The 18,494-nt window shown below is 52.0% G+C and carries 14 protein-coding genes; 5 read left to right on the forward strand and 9 right to left on the reverse strand.

Annotated features, from left to right (window positions below; genetic code table 11):
- Positions 1–16: 16 nt before the first annotated feature.
- The 4 genes from yjfF to ytfQ all read right to left on the reverse strand — a co-directional run bounded on the left by yjfF (position 17) and on the right by ytfQ (position 4,640).
- A complete protein-coding gene (gene yjfF / locus FEK66_RS04495; protein WP_000596015.1) occupies positions 17–1,012 on the reverse strand; it encodes a galactofuranose ABC transporter, permease protein YjfF in 996 nt (331 codons plus the stop codon).
- Positions 999–2,021 carry a galactofuranose ABC transporter, ATP-binding protein YtfT gene (ytfT, locus tag FEK66_RS04500; protein WP_135495115.1) on the reverse strand — a complete coding sequence of 341 codons (1,023 nt, stop codon included), beginning with the start codon at positions 2,019–2,021 and terminating at the stop codon, positions 999–1,001. The genes yjfF and ytfT overlap by 14 nt, the downstream gene beginning before the upstream one ends.
- A 13-nt stretch (positions 2,022–2,034) precedes the next feature.
- Positions 2,035–3,537, reverse strand: coding sequence for a galactofuranose ABC transporter, ATP-binding protein YtfR (gene ytfR, locus FEK66_RS04505; RefSeq protein ID WP_135495116.1), 1,503 nt, complete (start codon positions 3,535–3,537; stop codon positions 2,035–2,037).
- Between the two features lie 146 nt (positions 3,538–3,683).
- The gene (ytfQ, locus tag FEK66_RS04510) at positions 3,684–4,640 is read right to left on the reverse strand and encodes a galactofuranose ABC transporter substrate-binding protein YtfQ (RefSeq protein WP_064525873.1); all 957 of its coding nucleotides are present in this window, start codon (positions 4,638–4,640) and stop codon (positions 3,684–3,686) included.
- A 308-nt stretch (positions 4,641–4,948) separates the two neighbouring features.
- Between ytfQ and ppa the strand changes: the two genes are divergently transcribed.
- Positions 4,949–5,479 (forward strand): inorganic diphosphatase, encoded by a 531-nt coding sequence (gene ppa / locus FEK66_RS04515; RefSeq protein ID WP_000055075.1) that lies wholly within the window; start codon positions 4,949–4,951, stop codon positions 5,477–5,479.
- A 568-nt stretch (positions 5,480–6,047) separates the two neighbouring features.
- Here ppa and FEK66_RS04520 read toward each other — a convergent pair.
- Genes FEK66_RS04520 through tamA form a run of 3 tightly spaced genes read right to left on the reverse strand, consistent with a single transcriptional unit; the run spans position 6,048 to position 11,904 of the window.
- The gene (locus FEK66_RS04520; RefSeq protein ID WP_130206055.1) at positions 6,048–6,392 is read right to left on the reverse strand and encodes a gamma-glutamylcyclotransferase; all 345 of its coding nucleotides are present in this window, start codon (positions 6,390–6,392) and stop codon (positions 6,048–6,050) included.
- Positions 6,393–6,394: 2 nt separating this feature from the next.
- Positions 6,395–10,174, reverse strand: coding sequence for an autotransporter assembly complex protein TamB (gene tamB / locus FEK66_RS04525; RefSeq protein ID WP_135495117.1), 3,780 nt, complete (start codon positions 10,172–10,174; stop codon positions 6,395–6,397).
- Positions 10,171–11,904 carry an autotransporter assembly complex protein TamA gene (gene tamA / locus FEK66_RS04530; protein WP_130206051.1) on the reverse strand — a complete coding sequence of 578 codons (1,734 nt, stop codon included), beginning with the start codon at positions 11,902–11,904 and terminating at the stop codon, positions 10,171–10,173. The genes tamB and tamA overlap by 4 nt, the downstream gene beginning before the upstream one ends.
- Before the next feature lie 205 nt (positions 11,905–12,109).
- Between tamA and msrA the strand changes: the two genes are divergently transcribed.
- Positions 12,110–12,748: a peptide-methionine (S)-S-oxide reductase MsrA gene (gene msrA, locus FEK66_RS04535; protein ID WP_130206049.1), complete on the forward strand. Its 639-nt coding sequence runs from the start codon at positions 12,110–12,112 to the stop codon at positions 12,746–12,748.
- A 187-nt stretch (positions 12,749–12,935) separates the two neighbouring features.
- Positions 12,936–14,291, forward strand: a complete 1,356-nt coding sequence (locus FEK66_RS04540) for a hemolysin family protein (RefSeq protein ID WP_130206047.1) — start codon at positions 12,936–12,938, stop codon at positions 14,289–14,291.
- A gap of 60 nt (positions 14,292–14,351) precedes the next feature.
- On the opposite strand, the gene FEK66_RS04545 is transcribed toward FEK66_RS04540, so the two are convergent.
- Positions 14,352–14,558: a DUF1107 domain-containing protein gene (locus tag FEK66_RS04545; RefSeq protein ID WP_000689228.1), complete on the reverse strand. Its 207-nt coding sequence runs from the start codon at positions 14,556–14,558 to the stop codon at positions 14,352–14,354.
- 324 nt (positions 14,559–14,882) lie between these two features.
- Between FEK66_RS04545 and FEK66_RS04550 the strand changes: the two genes are divergently transcribed.
- Positions 14,883–15,440 carry a YtfJ family protein gene (locus tag FEK66_RS04550; protein WP_064525852.1) on the forward strand — a complete coding sequence of 186 codons (558 nt, stop codon included), beginning with the start codon at positions 14,883–14,885 and terminating at the stop codon, positions 15,438–15,440.
- Here the strand turns inward: FEK66_RS04550 and cysQ are convergent.
- Positions 15,430–16,170 (reverse strand): 3'(2'),5'-bisphosphate nucleotidase CysQ, encoded by a 741-nt coding sequence (cysQ, locus tag FEK66_RS04555; RefSeq protein WP_130206045.1) that lies wholly within the window; start codon positions 16,168–16,170, stop codon positions 15,430–15,432. The two genes, FEK66_RS04550 and cysQ, sit on opposite strands and share 11 nt — an antisense overlap.
- A 171-nt stretch (positions 16,171–16,341) precedes the next feature.
- On the opposite strand from cysQ, the gene cpdB reads away from it, so the two are divergent.
- Positions 16,342–18,285, forward strand: a complete 1,944-nt coding sequence (gene cpdB, locus FEK66_RS04560; RefSeq protein ID WP_135495118.1) for a 2',3'-cyclic-nucleotide 2'-phosphodiesterase — start codon at positions 16,342–16,344, stop codon at positions 18,283–18,285.
- Positions 18,286–18,494: the final 209 nt, after the last annotated feature.

The raw sequence follows: 18,494 nt of genomic DNA on the forward strand, positions 1-18,494 counted from the left end.
ACACGGAGAGGCGTTTTTATCGCTGCGCAATGTTGACTCTTGTCACTGGCGAACTCTGACGATTCTCCCACAACACCGTTAACCCACGCTGTAAGGCAATAAAAATGAATAACAAAATGCCGATGGCGATTTTCGTCCACCATGAGCTCAGCGTGCCGTCAAAGTTTATGTAAGTCTGGATCAGTCCCTGAATCGCCACACCAAAAAGCGTCCCTAATACCGTTCCAACGCCACCGCTCAAAAGTGTACCGCCAATCACCACCGACGCGATAGCGTCCAGTTCCACACCTACACCCGCCAGGGCGTATCCGGCCTGGGTATAAATCGAGAAGACAATTCCTGCCAGTGTCGCCAGTCCGGTAGAGAGCATATAAATGCGAATAGTGGTGCTGCGAGTGGAAATCCCCATCAGGTTTGCCGACGTCGCGTTGCCGCCAATGGCGTATACCTGATTACCAAAACGGGTACGATGCGCGAGGAATATGCCGATAACCACCACCGCCAGCATCAGCAGCCCCATCGCGCTTAAGCGACCACCACCGGGGATTTTCCACGCCAGGCTTGAAAGCGTGTCATAAATGGGATGATTTATCGGGATCGACTCTTCCGAAACGAGATAGCTGACGCCGCGCAAAAAGAACATTCCTGCCAGGGTAATGATGAACGCAGGGATCTTCAGGGCGTCGATCAGAAGCCCCATAAATGCGCCGAAGGCGCAACCCATCACCAGCACCAGTGGAAACGCCAATAGCGGCGAGAGGCCGAAATCGCCAATCACTTTTGCCAGAAACACGCCGGTAAAGGCGATCACCGAACCGACAGAGAGATCGATCCCACCGGAGAGGATCACAAAGGTCATGCCAACGGCAATGATCCCAAGAAAGGCGTTATCGGTCAGGATATTGCAAATCACGCGCGTGGAAGCAAAGCCGGGAAACTGCGTCAGGCAGTAGAGATAGCCCAGCACAAAGACGCCGATGGTGATCATAAGCGGCAGGTTACGTTTTATCACGGCTACGCACTCCTTTAATCAGACTGATAAAGCGTTGCGACTGGACAATCAGCACGCAAAGCACCACCACCGCTTTTACCACCTGGTTCATCTCCGGCGGGAATCCCGAAAGTAAAATTCCGGTGTTCATTCCCTGAATAATCAGCGCCCCCACCACTGAGAGCAGCAGGTTAAAGCGTCCGCCCATCAGCGATCCGCCACCGATGACCACCGCAAGAATGGCATCCAGCTCCAGCCATAATCCGGCGTTATTGGCGTCGGCACCGCGAATATCCGCCGCCACGATAATGCCTGCAATCGCCGCACACAGCCCGCTCAATACGTAGGTGAGCATGACGATGATTCGTGTGTTGACTCCGGCATTTTTTGCCGCCCGAATGTTGATACCAACGGCTTCAATAAACATCCCCAGCGCCGTTTTGCGGGTCAACAGCCAGAACAGAAGAAGCGTCAGCACCGCGATAATGACCGGCGTTGGCAGGAACAACAGCGATCCGCTGCCAAACCATGAGAGATCCGGCGAGTTAAACGTGACGATCTGCCCGGCGGTGATCAGTTGCGCCACGCCGCGCCCGGCGACCATCAGGATCAGGGTGGCGACAAACGGCTGAATTTTGAGGATCGCTACCAGTATACCGTTCCACAATCCCGCCAGGATGCCGGTGCCCAGGGCGCTTAACAAAACAATCGGCAGGCTGAATCCCGCGACCGTCATCGCAGCCGTTGTGGCTCCGGCGATAGCCATCACCGCCCCTACGGAGAGATCAATCCCACCGGTGGCGATCACCAGCGTCATGCCAATCGCCAGTAACGCAACGGGAGCTGCACGGTTAAGAATGTCTATGGGGCTACCGAACAAACGCCCATCCTGAAGCACTACCTGCCAGAAATGCGGGGCTACCAGGCTGTCGACCAGCAGCACCAGCAATAGCGCTACCAGTTGCGGCATCCCCGTCGGCCAGCGAAAACGCCTTTTCGACGGCGCAGTGTCCGGGAGAGATTGAGGCATCACACTGTTCTCCTTACGCCGCAATGGCGTTCATGATCGCCGGAACGGAAAGCTCTGCCAGCGGGATCTCCGCCACCTGTTTGCGATCGCGCATGATAATCACCCGATCGGCATAGCCCACCAGTTCTTCCAGTTCGGAGGAGATCACCAGCAGCGCCAGACCGTCAGCGCACAGCGTTTCAATCAGGCGAATGATCTCGGCATGGGCGCCAACGTCAATGCCACGCGTTGGCTCATCGAGGATCAGAAATTGCGGACGAGTCAGCAGCCAGCGTGAGAGCAACACTTTTTGCTGATTGCCGCCGGAGAGAAATTCAATCGGTTGTTCGCTGGAAGGAGTACGAATGCCCAGCTGACGGATAAAGCGTTCGGCAATCTCTTGCTGTTCTTTACGGGAAATCGGCCGTAGCCAGCCGCGCTGGGCCTGGAGAGCGAGGATGATATTTTCCCGCACCGAGGCGGCGGCGATGATGCCATCGGTTTTCCTGTCTTCCGGGCAAAAGCCGATGCCCAGTACCGAAGCCTGATGTGGCGATCGCAGGGTTTGCTGTTTGCCTTTGATCAGCGCCGTGCCGCTATCGGCTGGTTTGATGCCGAAGATCACTTCAGCGGTTTCGGTACGTCCTGATCCCAGCAAGCCTGCCAGACCGACGATCTCGCCGGGGCGTACTTCCAGATCAAACGGCGCGATCGTTCCTTTCTTGCCGTAATCTTTAAACGCTGCAACAGGATTGTCACTAAGCAATGTTCTTCCGGCACGCTGTAGCGCATGAGTATCCAGCTCACGCCCCAGCATCATTTTCACCAGTTCGATCTGCGGTAGCTCGCGGGTTTCCCGACAACCAACAAAGCTGCCGTTGCGTAAGACGGTGATCCGATCACTGACCTGATAGACCTGATCGAGAAAGTGAGTGACAAAGATCAGGCTGACGCCGCGATCGCGCAACTGACGCATCAGGCCAAACAGTAACTCTACTTCCTGGGTGTCGAGACTGGCGGTGGGTTCATCGAGGATCAGCACTTTGGCGGAGAGATCGATAGCCCGACAGATGGCGACGATTTGCTGCATCGCAACTGAAAAGCGGTTGAGCGGTTCGCGCACGTCGAGGGAGAAACCGTAAGATGCCATCAGTTCGGTGGCGCGCTTTTCCATCTCTTTGCGGCGTAGAAGGCCGAAACGTTTGGGTTCGCGACCTATGAATAGATTATCAGCGACCGACATATTGGGTAGCAGATTGACTTCTTGATAGACGGTTCCGATGCCGAGTTGTTGTGCATGGGCGGTATTTTTCGGTGAGATAGCCTGGCCTTCCAGCCAGATGGTGCCGCGATCGGCGTGGTATACACCGGTTAATGCTTTGATTAGCGTTGATTTTCCCGCCCCGTTTTCACCGAGCAGCGCCATGATTTCGCCACGGCACAGGCTGAAATCAACGTTGTCTAACGCTTTGACGCCAGGGAAAAATTTGCTTAATCCTTCGGTGCGGAGGATTTCCTGGTGTTGGCCGGTCGTCATGGTTTCCCCCGAAGTAAAGCGTGCTCCCGCCAGGCCTGATAAGACGCGCCAGCGTCGCATCAGGCACCAGTGCACAACTGCCGGATGCGGCGTAAACGCCTTTTCCGGCCTACGAGTCGGTATCAGGCATTAATGCCTGATACGTCTCAATACCCCATGTTTTTCTTCTTCTCTAACTCTTCTTTTGCGGTATCAGGCAGGTAAAGGGTGGACTTGGTCAGCGTCAGCTTTTCAGGCATGGTGCCGTCCTTTTTATATTTCTCCAGCGCGTCAAAGGCGGGTCCCGCCATGTTTGGCGTCAGTTCAACGCTGGCGTTTGCTTCGCCATCAATCATCGCTTTGTAGATGTCCGGCACGCCGTCGATAGAGCCTGTCAGGATATCTTTGCCCGGTTTCAGGCCCGCCTCTTTAATTGCCTGAATTGCGCCAATCACCATGTCGTCGTTATGGGCGTAAACCATGCAGATGTTTTTGCCGTTGTTTTCCGCTTTGATAAAGCTCTCCATCACTTCTTTGCCTTTACTACGGGTGAAGTCACCGGACTGCGAGCGGATGATTTTGATATTTGGCGCATTCTTAATAGCTTCGGCAAAGCCTTTCTTACGGTCAATGGCGACGCTGGCCCCAACGGTGCCCTGTAACTCAACCACGTTACACGGTTTGCCATTGACCTCTTTGACCAGCCAGTCACCGATCAACTTGCCTTCGAGGATGTTGTCGGCGGTGACGGTGGTCATATAGAGAGATTTGTCTTTCACGTCGATGGAACGGTCAAGCAAAAAGACCGGAATTTCGGCTTCCTTTGCTTCTTTCAAAACAGGTTCCCAACCCGTTGCAACCACCGGGGCGATAAAGATGGCATCTACCCCTTGCGCGACAAAGGAACGCACTGCTTTAATCTGGTTTTCCTGCTTTTGCTGACCATCGGCAATTTTCAGTGTGATACCGCGTTTCTCGGCCTCACTTTTCGCCACATTAGTTTCTGCTGCGCGCCAGCCGGATTCGGATCCAACCTGCGAAAATCCTACGGTTAACGGAGCTGCCAACGCCATAGACGACATGGCTGCCGAGACTGCAGAGACTACAAGTAAGCGTTTCCACATAGGGTTGTCCTCGTCGGGGTGATTATTATTGGTGAAAAGATGTTCGCGAAAAAACTATAGACAATTGGTTCTGTAACAGATTGCGTTACATCACACTTCAAAAAAGTAAATACATCGTTAATCACAAGTTTGTAATCGCTTTCATATCACTATGAAAAATGCGGCTACGGTTATGGATTTTCCAGCTCTGCGAACCGTCTTAAAACTGGCGAAAAAGGAAAATGAGAGCGAAAACAAGCGAAGACATTCGGCGCGAGTTGGCTATAATACTCGGCACTTGTTTGCCACATATTCTAAAGGAAACAGACATGAGCTTACTCAACGTCCCTGCGGGTAAAGATCTGCCGGAAGACATCTACGTTGTTATCGAAATCCCGGCTAACGCTGATCCGATCAAATACGAAATCGACAAAGAGAGCGGCGCACTGTTCGTTGACCGCTTCATGTCCACCGCGATGTTCTACCCGTGCAACTACGGCTATATCAACCACACTCTGTCTCTGGACGGTGACCCGGTTGACGTTCTGGTCCCGACTCCGTACCCGCTGCAGCCGGGTTCTGTGATCCGTTGCCGTCCGGTTGGCGTTCTGAAAATGACCGACGAAGCTGGTGAAGATGCGAAACTGGTTGCTGTTCCGCACAGCAAACTGAGCAAAGAATACGATCACATCAAAGACGTTAACGATCTGCCGGAGCTGCTGAAAGCTCAGATCGCTCACTTCTTCGAGCACTACAAAGACCTCGAAAAAGGCAAGTGGGTGAAAGTTGAAGGTTGGGAAAACGCTGAAGCCGCTAAAGCTGAAATCGTTGCTTCCTTCGAGCGCGCAAAGAATAAATAAGTTCTTAGATACTCTAAATAATTCAACTTGCAGGACAAAACGCCAACGGCGTTTTGAACAACGCTTGCGTTGGCCCTGAAAGGGCGAGGCCTAAGGCCGAGTAACGCGACAAGTGAGTGAATCCTCTGGAGCTTACAGAAGTAAGTGACTGGGGTGAATGAACGCAGTCGCAGCACATGCAACTTGAAGTATGACGAGTATAGCGCAATAACCCTGAACGCCGGGCTTCGGTTAGTAAGGGTTTTTTTATGCCCGCAATTTATAAACTATCTACTCCACTATTATTATTTTCAGCAGTTGAAAGGCTTGAACGGTAAGAACAAGCTAAACTCGACCACCATTTTGCTGTTCATAGCCACTTGCTGGAAGTTAGCCGACCTCACTCATACTCACCGTTCAAAGCGTGCCCCCGTTTTACCCCTGCACATTTGTGAACGCCAGCAGAGTTTTTTATGCGATTGCAGATATGGAAAGCGGCTCGGAGAGAAAAGCAAAAGATGTGAAAGTTACAAAAAAATCGCGAGATACATCGCAAAAAACAACGCCACCCGAAGGTGGCGTGTTTATATTATGACTGATCCCTGTCTAACCAGTCGCCGCTTTCAATCAGCGTTAATCCATCGACGGGTCGTTGATAAACGTACATCCATGCACTCCCGTACGGCGTCTGAATCAACTGGCGCGCGTATTCACCGCCCCTGGTGCGCAAGGCATCAAGTTCGGCCAGCGTGGCGTTGTCAATACGATAAACTTCACCATGTACCGTTCCGTTTCCCGGAACTGCGCCTGGATAGTGGCCCAGACTATACAACTGGTAGTTATCGATACTGAAATCGCCCAGCAACTGGGCATTTGTCATCCAGTGGCTGTTGCCTTGTTTGTGACGTAAACTGCCGTAGACAAATATTCGCATAGCTAAAACTCGAACTGATAGAGCAAATCCAGTGCCTGATCTACACCAGACACGGCTTCCAGATATAGCTTCGGCATCAGGCGATAACGTAACGTGAGTGTTGCTATAGAGTCAAATATCCCCACGCCGTATTTCACTTGTAAGCCTGGTAATACATAGCCGCTGACCACCACCTGGGAAGAATCACCTACCCCCTCGGTGTCGAGCGCTAAATTACTTACACCAAATGTCTCGCCGATTTTACCCACAATCTGACCACTTTGCGCAACCCCCAGACCAATCAGCATCGAAGTCATCGCCGCGCTGTCGCTCTGATCGCTCTCCAACCCTTGTCCACGCAATAAGTAAGACAATGCAGCCTGTTGTGACATCGCCGGGTCAGAGAAGATCTCCGCTTTCGGCTCATCCGCCAGCCCGGTGACACGAACACCAGCGATTACGTCATCTTCTGTAGCATCCGGGTTACGAATGGCTTCGATATTGAGATACGGTTGATCCGGTGGACCAGAGAACAGCAGCTCGCCTTTGCGCACAATCAGATCCTGGCCATATGCATGGAAGCGCCCTTCAGGGATGTTAATTTGCCCGTTCAGGCCCAGACCTTGTTTGTCCTGTACGACGTTGAGATCGCCCGTCAGCCGCGCCTTCAGGCCAAAGGCATCAATGCGCACGTTATTGCCGACGTGGACAATCAGGTTGCTGTTGATCGGAATTGACGCGGTTTTCGTCTCCTCCGGTTGCAGGTTATCGTTGAGCATCACCACATCGCTTGAGACACCCACCGCACTTTCCGGCAGATCGTGCACCACAATGCGCGCCCACGGTACATCCACGCGACCATCGAGGGTAAACAGGCTTGGTGTCGCTTCGAATACGATGTCAGGCGACACATCCATTCGCACCATCGGTGGTACGGTGATCCGTACCTTACTGCCTTTCGCCGTTACCCGCGCCCGCCAGTTTTCAATCTGGCTCCAGTCAGCATCACCGTTCAGGTAGATGTCACCCTGCTGAGTCCTCACGGTCCCCGCAAGCGTCGAGCGCATACCGTTAAAATTGACCGCAAGCTGGCTCGGCTGCATATCAAATGGCATAAAGTTGCCGTCGATATCCACGCCTGTGACCTGTAGCTGACCAAACAGCTGCGGGCTTTGCACATCACCGCCCAGACGTAGGTTGGCGCTCACCATCCCCGCTGCTTTTTCACCACGCGTAAAGATGGGGTTCACCATTGCGAGGTTAAAATTGCGGATGTTGACGTTGCCGCCAAGATTCCGACGGCCTTGCGGATCGGTCACCTGCACCTGACCATCAAACTGGCCGTTATTGGTCAGACGGATGGTCCAGCCCAGCTCAGCGCGATTATTCCGCAGCTCTGCCGATAGGTTCAGCGTCTGAAACGCCACCGGTAGCTCCGCATCGTTGACGGTTTGCGTCACCTGCACGTTACGCCCCGAAAGAGTGATACTACCCTGTGGCAGCCCCTCTTTGGTGGTGTCCCAGGCAACGTCCGCTTTACCCGTGAAGATACCGCTTGCCTGAGTAGTTTCCGGCATAAACGGTTTCAGCATTGCCAGGTCGAAGCGGTTGAGATTCACAACCGCACGCCCTTCAGCCCCGGCATCAATGGTTTGCGGCACGCACAGTTCCGCATTCGGGTTAAGCCAGCAGTGTGGCCCAATGCTGATTTTTTGCTCCTGATTGCGATAGTCCAGCGCGATATCACGCGTCAGCGACCACGGTCCGACCGGCGTCTGGAAGCGCGTATTGCTAAGTGTTCCCTTCCAGCGTTCTTCTTTGCGATCAAAGCTACCTGCCAGATTAAGCTGCCCGGAAACCGGCTCGCCCTGAATCCTCAGTTGTAACTCGTGCTGCTTTTCGCTGCCTTTCGCATTCAGAGTAACGAGGCTGATATTCACATCCGGCTGCGAGATTTGCTCAACGCGCACGTCGAGTTTACCCGCAATCTGATCGGTGGATTTGATGTCGCCTTCCACGCGAACCTGCGACACAGAAAGTTCCTGCCAGCGCAAGCCGCGCGCGGTGATATCCGCCAGCAACTGCGGCGCTTCCACCGTACCGCGAACTTTCACCAGCCCTTTCGCTGTACCGCCAAGTCCTGGCAGCGCGTTATCCAGCCCCGGCGCATTGATGGTGGCGTCAAGATTGAGATCTTTTACCCCCAGCTCGCCTTTCACTTCGGCACTGTTTGGCCCCAGTTCCAGATGCAGACCTGGGATCATCCACTGCATATAACTGTTGCCTTTCAGCGTTCCCTCAACGTTCACTTTGTTATGTTTGACGTTGCCGGTCAGCTTCAACTCCGGCACGTCCATCTGCCAGGTGCCGCCGTACAGGCTACCGCGCGTTTTGATCAAACCATTGAGTTTCGATGGCCAGTCCGGGAACTCTTTCGCCGTATTAATGCCGTTGAACGTCAATTCGCCGCGCCAACTAATGGCCTGCTGCCAGTCGAGCAGCGCCTTCAGCTCGGTTTTTCCTTCCAGCGCCGCAACGGTGAGTTTATCGAGATTGACCTGCTGTTCATTCCCTTTCGCATCAAGGGTAATGGTCGCTGGCGGGATCTCCTGCCCTTTCACCGCCGTACGCATAGACAGCGTGTAATCGGTCATTTTGCCGGTGAGTTTCAGTTTCAGGTCATCCGCCTGATATTGCTTCTCACCAGTGAACGGCCAGTAAAGTTGTTTGCTGTTCACTTCCACGTTGAGCGGCAGTCCGGCTTCCGCCAGCCGCGTCTGAGCGCGCAAATCCATATCCACCGGGCCGGAAAGGTTAACGCCTATCTCCAGCTGTTCGCGCAGCGCACCGCCCACTTTCAGCTTCACCTTTTCACCTTTCAACGGCTCCACATTCAAAGTGCTGTTGAGGGTGATATCTACTGGCCAGTTGTTGGACAATTGTGCCGTACCGCTGGCATTGACAATCCCCTGGTTAGAGTCAATATCCAGCGCATCCAGTTTGGTATTGCCGTCGATGCTGCTCACTTTCAGCAGCATGGTGCTCACGGTGATATCCGTGTCGCCTGTCACGCGCAGTTGCTCGCCTTTAAACTCTTCAATGTTCAGGTTAAGCGGCAAATGCACGTCGGTCATTTCCGGTAATACCGGGCGAGAAAAGAGATCTTTCAGCGTTTCGCCGAGCGGCTTTTCCTCCGGCTGCGGATTTTCAATCTTCGGTTCGACCACTTCTTCCTGCGCCACGTCCGCCACTTTCGGCAAAGCAATCAACAGGCCTTTCAGCGACGTCGGTTTCAGGGTCAGGGTTTTCTCCTGCCAGTTCAGGCCGGAGGTGAAGTCCATCACCGACACCGTAGTGTCATCAATCTTGATGTTGACGTTATCCAGCGCCACGCGTGTCAGTGTGATGGGATACGGCGTAGAGAGATCCAGCGGTCCACTATCCTCCTCTTCTTCAACCTGCTCAGAAGGAGGCATTTTTTTGCTGTCGATGTTGACCTGAATATCTTTAAGCGCCAGATCGTTAACACAAACGCTGCTGTTCCACAGACAATCCAGCCCAACGGCCAGGTGCAGATTGCCCGCTTTTACCGCCACGCCTGGCTGCTCATAACGAACGTCAGACAGGGTAAGGTCGCGCCAGCCGCCAGTGACCTTGCCGATGTCCAGCCCAGGCACCCAGCGGTCCGCCGCTTTAAATACCAGATGCAGGCCGCTGGTGGTGCCAACCAGAAATGCCACCGAGCCCAGCAGTAGTAAGATGACGATAACCGCGCCGAGGCTGATTTTTTTCCATAAACTCATAATTCTGGCCCCAGACCGATGTAAAACTGTAACCCGTGCTCGTCTTTATCCGCGACCGGTACGGCGAAATCGAGCTTGATTGGCCCGACCGGCGATTCCCAGCGCACGCCGACCCCGGTGCCGGTTTTGAAGTCGCTGCGGCGGATATCACTCACCGCTTCACCGCTATCGACAAACACCGCGCCCCACCATTTTCCGGTCACGTTGTACTGGTACTCCAGTGATCCGGTAATTAGTTTTGATGCCCCTTTCAGGTCACCATTGTCATATTTCGGCGCAATAGATTTGTATTTATAGCCGCGAATACTGCGGTCGCCCCCGGCGAAGAAACGCAGATCCGGCGGTACTTTGTCGAAGTCACCGGTTTCAATCCAGCCCAACGTGCCGCGCGTAACAAAGCGATGGCGATCGTACAGTGTGCGGATCCAGACGTTCTGTGCCTGGAAAACGGAGAAATCGACATCCGATCCCCAGGCTGTGTTGGAATAGTCGATAGAGTAGCGTTGCGAGTCGCCCCAGGTCGGCATCAGGCCGCCGCGTGATCGCGTCCGGCTAATCATCACCCCTGGATAAAACAGCATTGTGGTGTTAGTAATTTCACCCTGAGTAAAGTGGTCGAGACTCCAGCGTAGGTTAATGGCGCGCTGCCAGCCGCTGGAGAGATCCCAGTAGCGAGAAGCCACCAGCGTAGTGGAATCGGATTCGGTATCGTTCAGGTCAGTGCGCTTAAAACCGCCCTGCACCAAATAATATTGTTCCAGTGGATTCTTCAGCAGCGGCATTTTATAGCTGAAGTCGAGGGTCTGTTCCGGCGCGGAAATACTGGTACTGGTGGTCAGACTGTGACCGTATGAGTTCATCCACGGCTTTTTCCACGTCGCTTTCACGCGCGGTCCCACGTCCGTAGAGTAACCGACCCCGGTTTCGATGGTGTTTTCTGTTCGCGGCGAAACCACGCCTGTCAATGGTAATACTTTCGTTTCGCGCGCTTTATCAAATTGCGGTGCCACTACCACCGAATTAAACCAGCCAGTCGCGGAAAGGCGACGGTTCAGTTCCGCCAGATCTTTTGACTCGTATTCATCGCCTTCTTTGAACGGTACCAGGTTTTGCAGGTACTCGTCGCGAATTTGCGAACCTTCAAAAGTGACATGCCCAAAGCGGTAACGTTCGCCACTGTTGTAATCAATATCCCAGTACGCTTTATGCAGGCCAAGCGCTATGCCTAACTGAGCTTTGGTAAATTCGCTATCGAAATAGCCTTTACGCAGCGCAATACTGGTTAAGGACTTTTTGAAATTTTCATAATCGCCCTGGTTTAGCACCGTACCTATAGCCGGGCGAGTATCCAGCAACTTCAAATAGTCTTTATCGGTTCGCGCACCGCCGCGCAAGACTACATCGGTGCCGCCAATCAACACGGGTACACCCGGTGTAACTTTAGCAACCAGCACCTGCCGTCCTTTCTTTGGCGGTGGCTGGAGATCAAATTCAATTGTTGGCTGGTAATAGCCCAGTGCTTTTAGACCTTCCCGAATGGCATCATCAACACGTGCGCGAAAGCGCCGGTCTGGCGTCACTTCATCACTTTGAATCGTAGAAAGCTGTGCACGAACGTTTTTTTCCAGCTGTCCCGATAACCCTTCCACCTGTAGACGGACATTCGCGGCGATGGCAGAACCACTAAAGCAGAGTAAGCTTACACAGCATAACTGTCGGATATAGCGCACATTTTCTCCTGAATATCCTTTATTCCTGCCCCTGGAACTCCGTTAAACGGCTTAACAATAATCCAGCAATATGGATTAAAAAGCAGACTAAACCCAAAATATTACTTATGTTTTACTTTAGACCCATTCACGGGGGTTATTGTGTGCAAATACGTCCCTTGTTACAACCTAAACCCCTATGACCGACTTTCGGGAGAACGACACCATGAGTTTATTTGATAAAAAGCATCTGGTTTCCCCCACCGATGCCCTTCCTGGACGGAATACCCCGATGCCCGTAGCTACGCTGCATGCGGTCAACGGTCACTCAATGACAAATGTGCCTGACGGAATGGAGATCGCCATTTTTGCGATGGGCTGTTTCTGGGGCGTTGAACGCCTTTTCTGGCAACTTCCCGGTGTTTACAGCACTGCCGCAGGCTACACTGGCGGTTACACGCCAAACCCGACTTATCGGGAAGTGTGTTCCGGTGAGACCGGCCACGCCGAAGCGGTGCGGGTGGTTTATGATCCGTCGGTAATCAGCTATGAACAACTGTTGCAGGTTTTCTGGGAGAACCACGATCCTGCACAAGGGATGCGTCAAGGTAATGATCACGGCACGCAGTACCGTTCCGCGATTTACCCGCTGACACCAGAACAGGATGCCGCAGCCCGCGCCAGTCTGGAACGTTTTCAGGCCGCAATGCTCACCGCCGATGACGATCGCCAGATAACCACCGAGATTGCTAACGCCACACCGTTCTATTATGCCGAAGATGACCACCAACAGTATCTACATAAAAACCCTTATGGCTATTGCGGAATTGGTGGAATAGGCGTTTGTCTGCCGCCTGAAGTGTAGTATTAAAAGGTGGCCCCAAAGTGAAATGAGACAAAAATTTAACCCTCTGGCGACTTTACAGTACCTTACGCTATACTAGCCTCTGAAAATGCCGGTTCACTCTCTTCGAATCGGCTTTCAATGTGTATTTCACACAAATTAATCAACTTCCCCTTCCGAGGATCTGACCTGAACGGTTAGATAAGATATGTTAAACAGTATTTTAGTCATACTCTGCTTGATCGCCGTAAGTGCGTTCTTCTCGATGTCCGAGATCTCGCTTGCCGCCTCACGCAAAATCAAACTTAAACTGCTGGCTGATGAAGGCAATATAAATGCCCAACGCGTTATGAATATGCAGGAAAATCCCGGCATGTTCTTTACCGTGGTACAAATCGGTCTGAACGCAGTGGCGATTCTCGGCGGTATCGTCGGTGATGCAGCGTTCTCCCCGGCTTTTAACAGCCTGTTCTCCCGCTATATGTCGGCAGAGCTCTCTGAGCAACTGAGCTTTATTCTCTCTTTCTCGTTAGTGACTGGCATGTTTATCCTGTTTGCGGATTTAACCCCGAAACGCATCGGTATGATTGCGCCAGAAGCTGTGGCTTTGCGTATCATCAACCCGATGCGCTTCTGCCTGTACGTCTGCACCCCGCTGGTGTGGTTCTTCAACGGCCTGGCGAACATGATCTTCCGTATCTTTAAACTGCCGATGGTGCGCAAGGATGACATCACTTCCGATGATATTTACGCGGTAGTAGAAGCGGGGGCGCTGGCGGGGGTATTACGTAAACAAGAGCATGAACTGATTGAAAACGTGTTCGAGCTTGAATCCCGTACTGTCCCGTCGTCTATGACTCCGCGTGAGAACGTCATCTGGTTCGATCTCCACGAAGACGAGCAAAGTCTGAAGAATAAAGTGGCGGAACATCCGCACTCAAAATTCCTCGTCTGTACTGAAGATATCGACCACATCATCGGCTATGTGGATTCGAAAGATCTGCTTAACCGCGTGCTGGCCAATCAAAGCCTGGCGCTGAACAGTGGCGTACAAATTCGCAACACGCTGATCGTGCCAGACACGCTGACCCTTTCTGAGGCGCTGGAAAGTTTTAAAACTGCGGGCGAAGACTTTGCAGTAATCATGAATGAATACGCGCTGGTTGTGGGGATAATCACCCTCAACGACGTGATGACCACACTGATGGGCGATCTGGTTGGTCAGGGTCTGGAAGAGCAGATTGTGGCGCGTGATGAGAACTCATGGCTAATCGATGGTGGAACACCGATTGATGACGTGATGCGTGTACTGGATATTGACGAGTTCCCGCAGTCAGGCAATTACGAAACCATTGGCGGCTTTATGATGTTTATGCTGCGTAAGATCCCCAAACGCACTGATTCGGTGAAATTCGCCGGCTACAAATTTGAAGTGGTGGATATCGATAACTACCGCATCGACCAGCTGCTGGTAACGCGGATCGACAGCAAAGCCACCGTCCTTTCGCCAAAACTGACTGACGCAAAAGATAAAGACAAAGATAAAGAAGAAAACGTCGCATAACCTCAGAAACATCAACGGCTCCTGAATCAGGAGCCGTCTTATTACTGCATAGCACTTTGGTTAAGCCATCTCTGTTTGCAGACGCATAACCTGACGGTTTACCTCGGACATCACTGATAAATGCAGTTTATCCTTCACTTTTGGGATAAGAATTTTACCCTTATCAAATTCAAAAGCGCCAACATCCTTGATGTATAACCGTCCACGAAACAGGATCTTCACGTACTTCGCCACTTGCAGTGGGTTGTACCGTTGGAAAATTTTCATTGTTGTCTCCTGCTGAGTATTACGCCTTTGCGGTACCACAATCGGTCCAACTATTATGAGGCGCAAATTTTAATGCCTAATGACTATAGACTACTGCGGTAATGTTTCCAGCCTGTATGAGTTTTTTTACCGTAACGTTACAATTATTCAGAATTATCTTTTCGCCTAATCAGAATCTTTAGTATAAGCATTCATTTTTCATATGATTTGTGCGCTTGTCCGCAAACTGGCATCACACTTGCGGGATTTTCGATAAATAGCACATATGATTAAAAGTCAGACCCAAGTGGTCGGATCACCTGCATATCATAAGAAGGAAACACCATGACTCTACGCAAGATTCTGGCCCTCACCTGCCTGCTGCTGCCGATGATGGCCTCTGCACATCAGTTCGAAACCGGCCAGCGAGTACCGCCGATTGGCATTACCGATCGTGGCGAGTTGGTGCTTGATAAAGATCAGTTTAGCTACAAAACCTGGAACAGCGCGCAGTTAGCGGGAAAAGTGCGAGTGCTACAACATATAGCTGGTCGTACGTCAGCCAAAGAGAAAAACGCGACGCTGATAGAAGCGATTAAATCGGCGAAGTTGCCGCACGATCGCTACCAGACCACCACCATTGTCAACACAGATGACGCAATTCCGGGTTCCGGCATGTTTGTGCGCAGCAGTCTGGAAAGTAATAAAAAGCTTTATCCGTGGTCGCAGTTTATTGTCGATAGCAACGGCGTCGCGCGCGGCGCCTGGCAGTTGGATGAAGAGAGTTCTGCCATTGCCGTGCTCGATAAAGACGGCCGTGTGCAATGGGCGAAGGACGGAGCGCTCACCCAGGAAGAGGTGCAGCAAGTGATGGACCTGCTGCATAAGTTGCTCAATAAATAGAAACTCTGAATCCTGGGTTCAGGAACGATTCACGCGGGGTATAATCCAGCGGTTTACCCTGCCAATCGTGTACGTGCGCTCCGGCTGCAGCAGCAACAGCGTGGCCGGCGGCAGTGTCCCAAATATTGGTTGGTCCGAAACGTGGGTAGAGCTGCGCCTGCCCTTCCGCCACCAGACAGAATTTCAGCGAAGAGCCAATGGACGTCGTCTGATGTTCGCCAAGCTGTTGCAGATACTCTTTCAGCTCTGCATCCGCATGGGATCGGCTGATGACCACCAGCGGCGGCCGCGCATCGCGTACCTGAATCTGCTTGCGCACGCCGCACTCTTCTTTCCAGGCTTTGCCTTCTGCCGCACTGTACATTACGTTCATTACTGGCGCATACACCACACCTAAAATCGGTTTTCCGTGGTCGATGAGCGCAATATTAACAGTGAATTCGCCGTTACGTTTAATAAACTCTTTAGTGCCATCCAGCGGGTCCACCAGCCAGTAACGCTGCCAGTGCTGACGGACTTCCCAGCCGGGAGGATCTTCTTCAGACAGAACCGGAATATCCGGCGTCAGCGTACGTAAACCGTCCATGATTACGGTATGCGCGGCAATGTCCGCCGCTGTCACCGGTGAGTTATCCGCTTTGCTGACGACGTCCATCGGTTTCGTCCCGTCGTAGACCTGCATAATGGCATCGCCCGCAATCCGTGCGAGTTGACATACTTGTTCTAACATTCTCCACCTCTTTTGTTTCAGTGGTGTTAACTCGTTGTTTTACTTATACCCTATCGTTAAAGAATCCGCCAACTGTGATGGCGTCATCGTTTCCTGATTTATTATTTATGGCATCCTTCAACGCTCTGTATGAAAGACGTTTCATCTACTCATTCATAAAAGGATGCCCAGATGGTTAAGTTTAGTGCAACGCTCCTTGCTACGCTGATTGCCGCCAGTGTGAATGCGGCAACAGTCGATCTCCGCATAATGGAAACCTCTGATTTGCATAGCAATATGATGGATTTCGATTATTACAAAGACTCCGCCACAGAAAAATTCGGACTGGTTCGTACTGCGAGTCTGATTAATGGCGCGCGTAATGAAGTGAAAAACAGCGTGCTGGTCGATAACGGCGATTTGATTCAGGGGAGTCCGCTGGCAGATTACATGTCGGCGAAAGGATTAAAAGCAGGTGATGTTCATCCGGTTTATAAGGCGCTGAATACGCTGGATTATACGGTCGGCACACTCGGCAATCATGAATTTAACTACGGTCTGGATTACCTGAAAAATGCGCTGGCAGGGGCGAAATTCCCTTATATAAACGCCAACGTCATTGACGCTAAGACCAAACAGCCGATGTTTACGCCGTATTTAATTAAAGACACCGAAGTGGTCGATAAAGACGGGAAAAAACAGACGCTGAAAATTGGCTACATCGGCGTCGTGCCACCGCAGATTATGAGCTGGGATAAAGCCAATTTATCCGGCAAAGTCACCGTTAACGATATTACTGAAACAGTGCGCAAGTTCGTACCAGAAATGCGCGAGAAAGGGGCCGATATTGTTGTCGTCCTGGCGCATTCTGGTTTGTCTGCCGATCCGTATAAAGTGATGGCGGAAAACTCAGTTTATTATCTCAGTGAAATTCCGGGCGTTGACGCCATTATGTTTGGCCATGCTCACGCCGTCTTCCCGAGTAAAGATTTTGCCGATATTAAAGGCGCGGATATTGCCAAAGGTACGCTGAACGGCGTTCCGGCGGTAATGCCTGGCATGTGGGGCGATCATCTGGGCGTGGTTGATCTGCAACTCAATAATGACAGCGGGAAATGGCAGGTGACGCAGGCCAAAGCCGAAGCACGGCCTATTTACGATATCACCAATAAAAAATCTCTCGCGGCGGAAGACAGTCAACTGGTAGAAACGCTAAAGGTCGATCACGACGCCACACGCCAGTTTGTCAGCAAACCGATCGGTAAATCTGCCGACAATATGTATAGCTATCTGGCGCTGGTGCAGGATGATCCGACCGTGCAGGTAGTGAACAACGCGCAAAAAGCGTATGTCGAACATTACATTCAGGGCGATCCTGACCTGGCAAAACTGCCGGTGCTCTCTGCTGCCGCGCCGTTTAAAGTCGGTGGGCGTAAGAACGACCCTGCCAGCTATGTCGAAGTGGAAAAAGGCCAGTTGACCTTCCGTAATGCCGCCGATCTCTATCTCTATCCCAATACGCTTATCGTAGTGAAAGCCAGCGGTAAAGAGGTGAAAGAGTGGCTGGAATGCTCCGCCGGGCAGTTTAATCAGATAGACCCCAACAGCACTCAACCACAGTCACTCATCAACTGGGATGGTTTCCGTACCTATAACTTTGATGTGATTGATGGCGTGAATTATCAGATTGATGTTACCCAGCCCGCCCGCTATGACGGCGAATGTCAGGTGGTTAATGCCAATGCAGAGCGGATTAAGAACCTGACCTTTAACGGTAAACCCATTGATCCGAACGCCATGTTCCTCGTTGCCACCAATAACTATCGCGCTTACGGCGGCAAATTTGCCGGAACAGGTGATAGCCATATTGCCTTTGCTTCACCGGATGAGAACCGTTCGGTACTGGCAGCGTGGATTGCTGAAGAGTCTAAACGTGCGGGAGAAATCCACCCGGCGGCAGATAACAACTGGCGTCTAGCGCCGATTGCTGGCGATAAGAAACTGGATATCCGTTTCGAAACTTCCCCGTCAGATAAAGCCGCAGCATTTATTAAAGAGAAAGGGCAGTATCCGATGAATAAAGTCGCGACCGATGATATCGGCTTTGCGATTTATCAGGTGGATTTGAGTAAGTAAAACACTTCATTTTCGGCCTACAAATCATCAACCGCATCCGGCATTTATTGGCGGATGCGATGCTGGCGCATCTTATCCGCCCTACAAGCCATGAACCGTAGACCGGATAAGCGCAGCTCATCCGGCTCTTCCTGGCGGATGCGATACTGACGCACCTTATCCGCCTTACAAGCTATGAACCGTAGGCCGTAGAAGCGCAGCGCATCCGG

The sequence above is a fragment of the Escherichia sp. E1130 genome (assembly GCF_005781065.1).
Taxonomy (GTDB): domain Bacteria; phylum Pseudomonadota; class Gammaproteobacteria; order Enterobacterales; family Enterobacteriaceae; genus Escherichia.